We start from the raw sequence: 252 nt of genomic DNA, 5'->3' as shown, positions 1-252 counted from the left end.
CTGGCGGCGGCCGGGCTGTACGAGCTGTGGCGCGACCACGCCAAGGCCGACGACGACCCGACCCGCTGGCTGTGGACGGTCACGATCATCACGCGCCCCGCGACCGACAGCCCCGGGCACATCCACGACCGCTGCCCCGTGCTGCTGCCCGGTCACCTGTGGGACGGCTGGCTGGACCCGCCGATCACCGCGGCCGACGAGGTCGGGGCGATGCTGGTGAACGTGCCGGAGCCGCACCTGACGCCGCGCGAG

Annotated in this window: 1 protein-coding gene; it reads left to right on the top strand. The window is 74.6% G+C overall.

The features are described 5' to 3' along the window. A partial coding sequence (locus tag KVT14_RS20740; RefSeq protein ID WP_217617329.1) for an SOS response-associated peptidase family protein occupies window positions 1-252 on the top strand: 252 nt, incomplete at both ends.

The organism is Cellulomonas sp. GbtcB1 (assembly GCF_019091725.1).
Lineage (GTDB): Bacteria > Actinomycetota > Actinomycetes > Actinomycetales > Cellulomonadaceae > Cellulomonas.
This window is presented reverse-complemented; position numbering and strand designations above follow the sequence as displayed.